The organism is Dubosiella muris (assembly GCF_004793885.1).
GTDB lineage: Bacteria > Bacillota_I > Bacilli_A > Erysipelotrichales > Erysipelotrichaceae > Dubosiella > Dubosiella muris.
Genome location: NZ_SRYG01000018.1, coordinates 51,131 through 62,466, shown reverse-complemented (window position 1 = coordinate 62,466; position 11,336 = coordinate 51,131). Strand labels below are relative to the sequence as shown.

The window sequence follows — 11,336 nt, the reverse complement described above, 5'->3', positions numbered from 1 at the left end:
CCATCTGGAAATTAATCTCCAGATGGTTAAGCCATTTCTTAACTAAATGACATTGAGTCCATGGACTCTTTTTTCTTTCGTTATTCTTTTCCAAGCAGTTTGAACATGTTTTTCTTGTACACTTCCACACCCGGCTGGTTGAATGGGTTGCTTCCGTTCATCAACGTCGTCAAAGCGATCGCCTTGAAGAAGAACATGCACATGTTACCAAAGTCGTACGCGCTCATACCCGGCATCGTCAAGATGATGTTTGGCACGCCGCCGGTTTCCTCATGCGCCATCAGCGTTCCTTTGGCCGCCATCTTGTTGGCCCAGTCGATCGACTTTCCGGCCAGGTAATTCATGCCGTCCTCGTTTTTGTCGTCGTTCGGGAACAACACGTCGATGGCCGGCTGGTCGACATATAAATTCGTTTCAAACAAAACCTTCTTGCCATCCTGAACGAATTGTCCAAGCGAGTGCAGGTCGGTCGAGAAGCAAGCCGAATCCGGCAGGATGCCCAGCTCGTCCTTTCCTTCGCTTTCGCCAAACAGCTGTTTCCACCATTCAGCCACCATTTGCATTTGCGGCTCGTATTCGACAAACAATTCGACGTCGTAGCCTTGATGCTGCAAGATCCGGCGCGCCACCGCGTAGCGATACGCCGGGTTTTTATCCAGATCCGCGTCGCCGTATTCGCCGCTTCCATCGGAAAGACCTTTCATGAAGGCGTCGATATCCAGTCCGGCCGCGGCCATCGGCAGCAAGCCAACCGGTGTGATGACCGAGAAGCGTCCACCAATATTATCCGGAATGACGAATGTCTCATAGCCTTCCTTGTCGGCCAGCGTCTTCAACGTGCCGCGCGCCTTGTCCGTCGTGGCGATGATCCGGCTGCTCGCCTCGGCTCCGTATTTTTTCTCCATGAACTGCTTCAGGATCCGGAACGCGATCGCAGTTTCCGTCGTCGTTCCCGATTTCGAGATGACGTTGACAACGACGCTCTTGTCCTTGATATAGTCCATGACCTGGGCGATGTACGTGCTCGAGAACGTATTTCCCATGTAAATCACTTCGATTTGTTTGGTCGGATAAAGACCGTTAACCATTTCGATTCCAGCTCGAGGCCCAAGGTAGGATCCGCCGATTCCGCAGACGATCAGCACGTCCGCCATGTCCTGGATGCGTTTTGCGCAAGCCTTGATCCGCGCGTATTCCTCCCGATCGTAATCCTGCGGCCAAGTCAGCCATCCGATGAAATCATTTCCCTTGCAGGTGCCTTGAACGAGCGACTCGTCAATGCGGCACACTTCTTCTTGATAGTCTTTGACATTTTCTTTCAAAAATGCATGATTTAAATCCAACTTAATCATTGTGCTTTGTTTCTCCCTTCGTGCCTAAGACGATTTCATTATACCGCTTCTTCGTTCGGTTTTCTATTTTTTACGCTTTCATTTTATTGATTTGCCGACAAAATCACTTCATCTCGTTTTATTCGGAATTTATGCTATAATGCGTATTGATTAGGAGGTATTTTATGATTCCTTCATCGTTGTTCCCTTTGGTGAGCGCGCTGCTGTCCAACGTGGTCGCGCAAGTCGCCAAAACGTTCGTATACTATTATCGTACCGGCAAATGGGATTTACATTGGGTCATGGCGAGCGGCGGATTTCCAAGCTCGCACACCTCGACAGTCACCGCGCTGTCGCTGGCGATCGGCATTCAGGAAGGATTCGACTCGGCGATTTTCGCCGTCACCGCGATCTTCTCGTTCATCGTCATGTACGACGCGTGCCACGTGCGCTACTACAGCGGCAAAAACATCGCGCTGACCCAGCAGCTCATCAAAGACCTCAAGTCGATGATGGGACTTCACCTTGACGATCCGATTTATCAAGAGAAACTCAAAACGATTTTAGGACATAAAAGCGTGGAAGTGGTGGGCGGATTCGGCGTCGGACTCATCGTGCCGATGATCCTGCTTCCCTTATTTATCGCATAGGAGGTTATGATGGCAGAAGAAAACAAAGAAACCGAAATGGAAAAAAACGACACGGCGCCTGTCGAAGAGCAGCCGCAAAACGAGCCGGCGGCCAAAGCACAAGAGGATCCGCAAAACATCGTCGTGGAAGAGGAGCAAGTCGAAGAATGCCTCGACAAGATCCGGCCCTACATTCAACACGATGGCGGCGACGTCGAGCTGCTTGGCATCGACGAGCAAAACATCGCGTACGTCTCCTTCCGGGGCGCTTGCGCCGGCTGTATGATGGCGGCCGACGATTTCAGCGGCGGAATCAAGCTGCTGCTGCTCGACGAGATTCCCGGTCTTCGGGATGTCGTTTTAGTGTAAAACAAAAAAAGGAGCGAAACACTCACTCCCCTTTCGCCAGCAAGGTTGCGTCTTTGCTGGTTTTTATTATGCGCCCGCCGCTCAACAACAAGATCAACGTCACAGCTCCGGCAAACGTGACGATCGAAATCACGATATCCATCGAGATTCCCGCTCTGGCGATCACAACAGCAGCGATCGAGGTGCCAAGCGCCTGTGCGAATTGAATGATCGAGTTGTTGATCGAAACAACCAAATTGGATTTACGCCCGGTTACAAGATTGATTCCCGTATTGAGCTGCAAGCCAATGAACCATCCGTTGAACATCCATACCAGCACAAACAGCACGTTGGCAACGACATAGCGCTGCGACATGAGAATCGCCGCACCGAGCACCGCCTGCAATACGGATCCAATCCACCACGCTTTTTCGAAACCGATCTTGTCGCACACGACGCCGCCAAAAAGATTTCCCAAAAAGCAACAAGCGCCAATCAAGACGAGCAATCCGCTCATATACGGTTCCAGCAAAGGAAACCGTTCTACAAGATAAGGCGTCACATACGTGTAAAACGCCCCATACCCGACAAAGGTAATCAAACTGCCCAGCACGACCAGTAAAACGCGCCGCTCTTTCAACATGGCCAATTCTTGCTTCAAGTGAAGCGAATCGCCCGACGCTTTGATTGTCGGCAGGCAAAACACGAAATACAATACACCCAGTCCCATGATCACAATGAGCGCGAAGTTGATCGACTGCCAGGAAAAATCGCGAATCAACACCCGGCACAACGGCACGCCCGCCATGAGCGATACGGCCGCGCCCGTAATCAGCAACGACAAGTTGCGCCCGACCTGCCGCTCATCCGACAACGCCACGACGCTTGTGGTCGCCACGACGCCATACGTCGTGCCCATCAGGCCAAGTCCAAACCGCGCAGCCAGCAGCAGGAAAAAATCCAGCGCGACGATTGAGAAAAGCCCAAAAACGATATTTCCAAGCAGCGTTCCCACGAGCATCGCGTTGCGCTTGGCGTTTCGCAACAACGCGAGCAATACCGGCGCGCCAATCGCGCCATACGCGTACATAGACGTCAAATACCCGGTTTGCGCGACGCTGATCCCCATCTCGAGCGCGATCCGGTCCAGGATTCCGTTAAACAGCGTTCCCGACAAGGACATCGTAAAGTTCATAATCATAAAGACCCCCATCGTCTGCGCACTCAGTTTCGCTTCTTTGTTTGCCATCATCAAACCTCCCTCTATCTGAAAGTGATTATACGGCTCCAAAAAGCGATTGAATAATACTTATTTTTTATCGAAATCTATGCGAAAAACGAATAGAAATCGTTCCAGAAAAAAAGCGGACGTTCTCATCCGCTTGCCTTGTGGGAGGCACGCTCCGTCACGACTTTTCCCGTCGTCACGCCCTGCCCTTCGTTTGGATAAAAATGGGAGTAAATCACATCCGCCACAAAGACGACGCCTAGCGCGATTGCCACCTTGTTCAGCTTGTCGATTCCGATTTTCCGGAACCAGTTGTCCAGAAGCGGGGCGACGATGTACACAAAAGCCATACCGCCCAGCCCAAAGACGAGCAGCCCCTCGGCGCAAATGCGCCCGTTCAAATTCAGAAAATAGCCTTGATAGCTCCACCATTCGGTGTGGTATACCGCCTGCAAATACACACTCGTAAAATATTCGACAACGCCGCACAAAACGATCGCGTAAAGAAACTCCTTCAACGGTTCCTGTCGCCAGCGGCGCAGCAGCAGCAAAATGAACACGCAGCCAAACCCGTAAATCGGCAGCCACGGCAAATGGAGCACGCCGCGGTCGACGAACCGGCCGTTTTGGATCAAATGGAGCGACACTTCCCAGCACCAGCCCACAAACGACATGAAGAAAAACAGCAACGCCACGCTCGTAACCGTGTAGTTACGTCCCGGATACAACGAACGCAGCACATGCCGGTGTCGTATTTCCGGAATCGGCGACAGCTTGATTGGGTATTCCTTGCGCTCGACTTGCCATTTCATCTCTTTCAAGTCCCATTGCGTGAAATTGTAGCGCTCATACGCCCGCTCCTGGCTGGACAGCCGGAACACCAGGCCGAAATTGCGCTCCAGGAATCCTTTGAATCCCGTGTAGGCGTTTTGGATCGGATTGATTTTCTTCATATCCACGATTTCCTTGGCGTAGGCTTTTTCCAACAGCCCGCGCGGCGCCAGCCGATACAAATACGGGTTGTCAAACACCGTTTCCGCTTTTGGATTTTCCGCCAAATACCCGGCCCGGATCCGGACGAAAAACTCGCTAAAGATCGCCTGCCGGTACGCGTTGGTCCAAAACAAGCTCGACACGCCCAGCGTCGCCACATCGAGAATGTACCATCCAAGCATCGAGAGCGAAATCATGAACGCCTCCCATTTGTGGCCGTTCATCATCGTCCGCGACAAAGCGACGGCCTGCCGGCCTGTCGTTTCCGGGTTTTCCGCCAAAATATAGGGAACGAGCAAATACGAGTAATGCTTGATCCATCCGCCGACAATCGTTAGCGCCCAAAGACACCACAGCACGTTTTTCCAAAGCAGCGCCCTGGCCACGCTCCACCATTTTTTCACCCGGATGAAAAACAAGTACCGATCGAAGGGCACCTTTTCGTAAATTCTGCCTTCCACGAAAAAGCGGCGGTTGACGACGCTGAGCGTCTGCACGACAAACACCCAGAAAAGCGCGTGAACAGTCACTGCGAATCCAATCAAAATCAAGGTGCCCGCTTGCGGCGATCGGGTCAGGGAATCGGCCAGATGCACGAAATAACTCGGAATCGTCCCGTCGGCAATCGTGCGCACGAGTAGCGCGAACACGCCGTTGGTCGTGCCCAGTTCGGGAATCCTGCCAATGTCATGGACAAAGTGGGTCTGGACGAAATTGACCACATCGTTGAGCGCCGGGTTGATCCCGCCGCGAATCAGCAGACCGGTCATGGCTCCCTGTCCGGTGGAAAACACGCTCAAAAACCGGAAGGCGCGCGCTTGCTCTGTGCCCAAATAGGCGGCCACCATGCACACGAACACATACAATCCATAATGCCGCGAAAGATTTTCTCTCGCTCTTTTTTTCATTTCTTTTCGATTGACTTTCATAGTTCCAGTGTACAAAATTTCGAATTTAAGATGCAAGCCGAATACCAAGACATCGTTAAAAAACGGATCCTTTCGCGCGCAAAAAAAAGGAAATCCGCTTTTCTTCAGATTTCCTTTCTTTTCATTCGAGTTCGGACTCGACCGGGGTGACGACGGGATTTCCCTGCGCGTCGACCAGGACGCAAATTCCCATGGCGCCCAAGGTGTTGCTGGCCATCAAATAGTTGACGCCCGTTTCCCGATCTACAAGAATGACTTGCGTGTTGGCTATCCCGTGGCGATACGTTTCCACGAAACGTTCCTGCGTTTTCATTTCAAATCCTCCTTTTCCCCTTCACTATACGCCATTTTTGCGCGAAGCGATGTCAAAGGGATTTGACATTAGCACATTTGCGGCAAATATTCCCGAATCTGGCGCTCCCAGCTCGGCCAGTCGTGCGGCGTGTCGTATCCCCAGAAGTCCGTTTGGATCTGAATTCCCTTGCTCCAGCAAATATCGGCCAGCTTGCGCAAATCGGCGGCGCACTCGTTTTCCCACGCGCCTTGCCCGACGACGAAAACCGCCTGCGCCCGATTGTATTTCGGGATGTAGCCGTGGGCCGGATCCATGTTGGACAAATAACCGCACGGGTTGTTTTGATAGGCGTTGAAATCAACATGCCCGTCGTAAAAATACGGCGACATGTCATAAAGGCCCGAGAGCGCGAGCACTTGCGTGAACGTGTCCGGAAACCGGAAAAACAAATTGCCGGCGTGAAATGCCCCCATGCTCGCTCCCATCACCATCACGCTTTCGCCCGCGTCTTTTCCGGCTTTGGCTTTCGCGCTGGGAAGCAGCTCCTGCATGACGTACTGCACCCAGTTTTCCTGTTTTTCCATGCGCGGCGTCGTGGCGTCAAAGCTCGACCACGATTCCAGATCGACGGAATCGACGGTCACGAATTGAATGCGGCCCTGGTCGATCAAATCTTGAAGGAGCTCGAACATGTGCCGGTCCTCCCATTCAAAAAAACGTCCATCCTGACAAGGCACGACCAGGCATAAACGGCCAGCGTGGCCATACATTTTGAATTCCATATCCCGATTCAGAAACCGGGAGTATTCTTTAAAATAGCGAATTTGCATCATTCTCACCCTTTCCTTTCCCGGTGCCATTATACCATACAATGGCGATTCTTTCGTTTTGAGTGGGTTTCGTTGTGTTTTTAGCAGGCAAAGAGTATAATGGCAGTGCTAAAAATTATGAAAGCGAGTGAAACGATGCCTGAAAAAGAAAAAATCTTAAATATAGCTGTGATTGCCCACGTTGACGCCGGCAAGAGTACGCTGGTCGACGCGTTTTTGCGCCAAAGCGATGTGTTCCGCGACAACGAGGAAGTCGTGGACTGCGTCATGGATTCCAACGATTTGGAACGGGAGCGCGGAATCACGATTTATTCAAAAAACTGTTCCGTCATTCACGATGGCGTAAAAATCAACATTGTCGACACCCCGGGCCATGCCGACTTCTCCAGCGAGGTGGAGCGGATCATCCGGACGGTCGACACCGTCATCCTGCTGGTGGACGCCAGCGAAGGCCCAATGCCGCAAACGCGGTTCGTGTTGTCCAAGGCGCTGGAAATCGGTTTGAAGCCGATCCTGCTCGTGAACAAGATCGACAAAAAAGACCAGCGGGCCGAGGAAGTCGTGGACGAGGTGTACGAGCTGTTCCTCGACTTGAACGCCAACGACGAGCAGCTCGAGTTCCCGATTTTGTATGGCGTGGCGCGCGAAGGGATCGTTCAGTACGATATGGACACGCCAAGCGAAAATATCGACCCGCTGTTTGACACGATTCTCAAACATTGCGAGGCGTATCCCGATTTGGACGAGGAACCCGTTCAAATGCAGGTTTCGGCACTCGCTTACGACGAGTACATTGGCCGCTTAGGAATCGGCCGCGTCTATCAAGGCACGTTGAAGCCGGGCCAGCCGTACATCCGCTGCAATCAGGAAGGGCTGGAAAAGAAGGAGTCGATTTCGAATCTTTTCGTCTACAAAGGCCTTTCGAGAACGCCGGTCAAAGAAGCCCATTCGGGCGATATCGTCGTCATCGCCGGCATGCCGGACATTTCGATTGGCGACACGATTTGCGATCCGGACCACGTGGAGCCGATGGACCACATCGCAATCGAGGAGCCGACGTTGTCAATGAACTTCCACGTCAACACGTCTCCTTTCGCCGGACAATCCGGAAAATACGTGACGTCCAGAAACTTGAAGGAGCGTCTGGAAAAAGAGCTGGAAGTCAACGTCGGTTTGAAAGTCGAGCCGACCGAGAGCGCCGACTGCTTTAAAATCAGCGGCCGTGGCGAGCTGCACATTTCGATCCTGATCGAAAACATGCGCCGCGAAGGGTACGAGCTGGCCGTTTCGAAGCCGGAAGTCATTTTGCACCGCGATGAGAACGGGCAAAAAGTCGAGCCAGTCGAGGAAGTCGTGTGCATCGCGCCTGCCGAATACCAGGGCACGATTATCAACCAGCTGAACTTGCGCAAAGGCATCATGCAGGACATGGAAGAGGAAAACGGCTACGTTAAAATCACGTATACCGCGCCGACCCGCGGCTTGCTTGGTTTCCGGACGCAGTTTATCAACGATACGCACGGCGAAGGCACGCTGGTGCGCCGGATTTCGGGTTACGAGCCATACAAGGGCGAGATCACGCAGCGTATGCAGGGTGCGATGATTTCCACGGAAACGGGTTCGGCCATGACGTATGCGTTGTGGAATTTACAGGAACGCGGGCAGCTGTTCATCTCGCCGCAGACGGATGTGTATGAAGGTATGATTATCGGCGAGTCGGCGAAAAACATCGACCTCGATGTCAATCCGCTCAAAAACAAGAAGCTGACCGCCATCCGAAGCAGCGGACGCGACGAAGGCATGTTCCTGACGCCGCCACGCGTGTTCTCTTTGGAGGAGGCGCTGGAATGGATCAACGATGACGAGCTTGTCGAAGTGACGCCGGACGCGATTCGTATCCGCAAAAAAGGATTGACAGCGCAAGATCGCAGAAACTTGTACCGTCAGAAAATGGCGCAGAAAAACGGATAAACCCAACCAAGAGTCTTGCGAAAGCGGACTCTTTTTTTATTGTACGCGCAATTCCAGCGCGCCGGTAAAATGCTTGGCGTCAATCTCGATCAAATTCGTTCCCGCCTCGCACTCGATCGTTTGAATGAACGATTCCCCTTCACCAAGCACTTCGCTTTGATCCCCTTTTTGCCAGCGAATCTCCAAATTTCCACTTTCCCCTTGCGCCACCGCCTCGATTCGCAATGTCTGCGCCTCGATCGACGTGCCGCCAAATATCGTTTCCACACCACTGAAATCCTTGTAAAAAGCCGAATACGTCCCTTGATACGAATCCTCCAGCTTGCGATCTCCGACCAGGCTTCCATCCGGATCGAGCGCGAGCGTGCCAGTCGTTTCCACGACGGCGTTGTATGTTTCGAGCCATTCCGCTTTCGAACAGCCGCCCAGTCCTGCCAGCAGCACGACTGCGGCACACAAAGTCAGCTTTCGCATGCTCCCACCTCCTTTCCTTCTTCAAGAGTATAAAAAACGATCCAGGTGAAATCATGACGGTTTTGTCGGTTTGGCGAAAAAAAAGACCCGTCTTCGGATCTTTAGAGGTATTGTTTGGCAAGCTGCTCGTATTCGCGCTGTTTTTCGTCATCGTGCTTGTTTTTGTAGGACTGCGCCAGCAGCAAATAGCACGTTCCCTTTTCGGAATCGGGAATTGTTTTGGCTAGTTCGAGCAGCTCGTCGACCAAATCGCCTTTATGGGTAATATACACTTCGTACATGAGCCTGGCGCGGTGCGCTGTCTTCTTGTCGAAGTGCTGCTTGATTTCCTGGTAAAGCGGTTTGGCTTTGCGCCGGTCCTGCTCGTATATGAAGTATTCAAACGCGCGCATGACGATTTCCTTGCGCTGTTCCGGTGTCGTCTTCATGGCGAGCATTTTGTCCAGCAGCGCGTCGATTTGCTCTTTGTCGTTGGTCATTTGCGCGACTTGCAGTTTGAGGTGGTCGCGGTTGTACAGTGGAAACAGCCACTTTCCTTTCCACGAGTCGATCGAGGCCAGAATCCGGTCAAACTTTCCTTCCCCAAACCACTGCATGTACTGGTTTTCCGTCCGGGTCTGGACGATTCGCTTGACGACGGAGTAAATGACGACGCCAATTAGCAAAATCACGCCAAGCTGAGCCCATCCATTCATTGTTTCATCACATCCTTCTGTTCACCAGTATACACGATTGTTTCCAAAAAAACCGGAATCAGTGAAAAAAACCACGATACGCGTCTTTGAAAGCGAGCCACCCAGGCATAAAAATGTAAAGAAAAACCGCCAGCGTTCCCGGCATGCCAAGCATGAATCCCGAGACGACGATGAGTGTTTGCACGACGAGCACGCTCGCGAACATGAACAGTCCGCGGCAATACGACCAAATCGGCCAAAAAAACAAGAACGTGCCCGTCATAAAGTATCGCGGCCGAAACCACTCCTGCACGGTCGCAAGGGAGAAAACCGAGGTGCCTAGCAACAAAAGCAGCAGCGTGCACACCGGCACAAACGCCGCCATCCGGTTGTCGTGCAAGTCGATTTGCCGGCGGTTCGCGGCTGGATTCTCCCGTTTTCTTTTTTCTAAATAAGGAATGAACATAAAAAGAATCTCCTCTCTTTGTGATTCCCGTTCGTTTAAGTCTTGCTTAACTACATACATCATACGTGACTATGTTGTTTTTATCAATTAATCTAAATAAATTATTTTATGGGAGAATTTGGAATAATTATTAAAAAAAACAGACCTCTTTCGAAGTCTGTCGCGAACTATTGATTTTGGGTCGCCTTGAATTTTTCGATCAGCTCTTTTTGCTCGTCGCTCATTTCTTTTGGCAGCGTCACTTTGATTTGCGCGTATTCGTCGCCTGTCGCCTTGGCGGTCTTGACCCCTTTGCCTTTTAGACGGAATTTTTGTCCAGGCTGCGTTCCGGCCGGGATCTTGATTGAAACCGTTCCGTCAATAGTCGGCACGTCGATGCTCGCTCCAAGCAGCGCGTCCGTAAAGTCAACCGGAATTTCCACGTAGATATCCTCGTTTTCACGCCGGAACGTTTGATCCGGACGAATGTGGACGTTCAAATACAAATCGCCATCCGGTCCGCCATTCAAACCGGCCAGTCCTTTTCCGGACAAACGAATCTTTTGTCCTTCGCGGATGCCTTGCGGAATCTTCACTTCGTATGTGACGTTCTTTGGCGGATTGACGCCGTCGTTGATGGTGAAGGAAACCGTTTCCGGACCACCTTGCACCGCTTTCATAAAGTCGATGTTGATCGTGGCGTTCAAATCCTCCCCCTTCATCGGACGTGGCGAGTAGTCCTGGTAAAAGGAGCCCCGGCCCGCGCCGCCCTGGCCGCCAAACATGTTGTTGAGGAAGTCGTCGTCGAAACCAAACGGCCATCCGTTTCCTGGTCCGAATCCGCCTTGCTGTCCCTGGTTGGACCAGGAATATTTATAGGAATTCAGGATTTCCTCGTTGAAGTCGGCTTCGATCGCCTTTTCACCGAATTCATCGTACATTTCCCGTTTTTTCGGATCCGACAAGATTTCATACGCCTTGTTGATTTCCTTCATCTTCGCTTCCGCTTCCGGGCCTTTGTTCAAGTCCGGATGGTATTTTTTCGCCAGTTTTTTATATGCACTTTTGATCTCTTTTTCGGTCGCGCCTTTCGAGATCCCCAATACTTCATACAATCCTTGTGTCATACTTGATCCTTTCCAGAAAAATCCCTAATGATCTCTGATTCCTTTTTATTTTAGCACAATCA

At 51.7% G+C, this 11,336-nt stretch carries 12 protein-coding genes; 3 read left to right on the top strand and 9 right to left on the bottom strand.

All coding sequences use genetic code 11. From position 1 onward, the window contains the following. Window positions 1–80: 80 nt before the first annotated feature. The gene (locus E5336_RS09040) at window positions 81–1,352 is read right to left on the bottom strand and encodes a glucose-6-phosphate isomerase (protein WP_135980796.1); all 1,272 of its coding nucleotides are present in this window, start codon (window positions 1,350–1,352) and stop codon (window positions 81–83) included. Window positions 1,353–1,516: 164 nt separating this feature from the next. Between E5336_RS09040 and E5336_RS09035 the strand changes: the two genes are divergently transcribed. Continuing rightward, entirely contained in the window at window positions 1,517–1,981 is a 465-nt protein-coding gene (locus tag E5336_RS09035) for a divergent PAP2 family protein (protein WP_135980795.1), read from the top strand. A 9-nt stretch (window positions 1,982–1,990) separates the two neighbouring features. After that, window positions 1,991–2,329 (top strand): NifU family protein, encoded by a 339-nt coding sequence (locus tag E5336_RS09030; RefSeq protein ID WP_277820835.1) that lies wholly within the window; start codon window positions 1,991–1,993, stop codon window positions 2,327–2,329. Window positions 2,330–2,351: 22 nt separating this feature from the next. Here the strand turns inward: E5336_RS09030 and E5336_RS09025 are convergent, their stop codons facing one another. The 4 genes from E5336_RS09025 to E5336_RS09010 all read right to left on the bottom strand — a co-directional run bounded on the left by E5336_RS09025 (window position 2,352) and on the right by E5336_RS09010 (window position 6,586). Then, window positions 2,352–3,560 carry an MFS transporter gene (locus tag E5336_RS09025; protein WP_135980794.1) on the bottom strand — a complete coding sequence of 403 codons (1,209 nt, stop codon included), beginning with the start codon at window positions 3,558–3,560 and terminating at the stop codon, window positions 2,352–2,354. Window positions 3,561–3,682: 122 nt separating this feature from the next. Then, on the bottom strand, window positions 3,683–5,458 hold the full coding sequence (locus E5336_RS09020; RefSeq protein WP_135980793.1) for a DUF975 family protein: 1,776 nt from the start codon (window positions 5,456–5,458) through the stop codon (window positions 3,683–3,685). Between the two features lie 121 nt (window positions 5,459–5,579). Then, window positions 5,580–5,771 (bottom strand): DUF6440 family protein, encoded by a 192-nt coding sequence (locus E5336_RS09015; protein ID WP_135980792.1) that lies wholly within the window; start codon window positions 5,769–5,771, stop codon window positions 5,580–5,582. Window positions 5,772–5,839: 68 nt separating this feature from the next. Further along, complete coding sequence (locus E5336_RS09010) at window positions 5,840–6,586, bottom strand: esterase family protein (RefSeq protein WP_168353622.1); 747 nt, start codon at window positions 6,584–6,586, stop codon at window positions 5,840–5,842. A 132-nt stretch (window positions 6,587–6,718) separates the two neighbouring features. Between E5336_RS09010 and typA the strand changes: the two genes are divergently transcribed. Continuing rightward, window positions 6,719–8,554: a translational GTPase TypA gene (typA, locus tag E5336_RS09005; protein ID WP_135980798.1), complete on the top strand. Its 1,836-nt coding sequence runs from the start codon at window positions 6,719–6,721 to the stop codon at window positions 8,552–8,554. A 36-nt stretch (window positions 8,555–8,590) separates the two neighbouring features. Here the strand turns inward: typA and E5336_RS09000 are convergent, their stop codons facing one another. The 4 genes from E5336_RS09000 to E5336_RS08985 all read right to left on the bottom strand — a co-directional run bounded on the left by E5336_RS09000 (window position 8,591) and on the right by E5336_RS08985 (window position 11,274). Beyond that, window positions 8,591–9,028 carry a hypothetical protein gene (locus E5336_RS09000; RefSeq protein ID WP_135980790.1) on the bottom strand — a complete coding sequence of 146 codons (438 nt, stop codon included), beginning with the start codon at window positions 9,026–9,028 and terminating at the stop codon, window positions 8,591–8,593. 101 nt (window positions 9,029–9,129) lie between these two features. Next, window positions 9,130–9,723, bottom strand: a complete 594-nt coding sequence (locus E5336_RS08995; RefSeq protein WP_135980789.1) for a hypothetical protein — start codon at window positions 9,721–9,723, stop codon at window positions 9,130–9,132. A 58-nt stretch (window positions 9,724–9,781) separates the two neighbouring features. Continuing rightward, on the bottom strand, window positions 9,782–10,168 hold the full coding sequence (locus E5336_RS08990) for a hypothetical protein (protein ID WP_135980788.1): 387 nt from the start codon (window positions 10,166–10,168) through the stop codon (window positions 9,782–9,784). A gap of 167 nt (window positions 10,169–10,335) precedes the next feature. After that, a complete protein-coding gene (locus tag E5336_RS08985; RefSeq protein WP_135980787.1) occupies window positions 10,336–11,274 on the bottom strand; it encodes a DnaJ C-terminal domain-containing protein in 939 nt (312 codons plus the stop codon). Window positions 11,275–11,336: the final 62 nt, after the last annotated feature.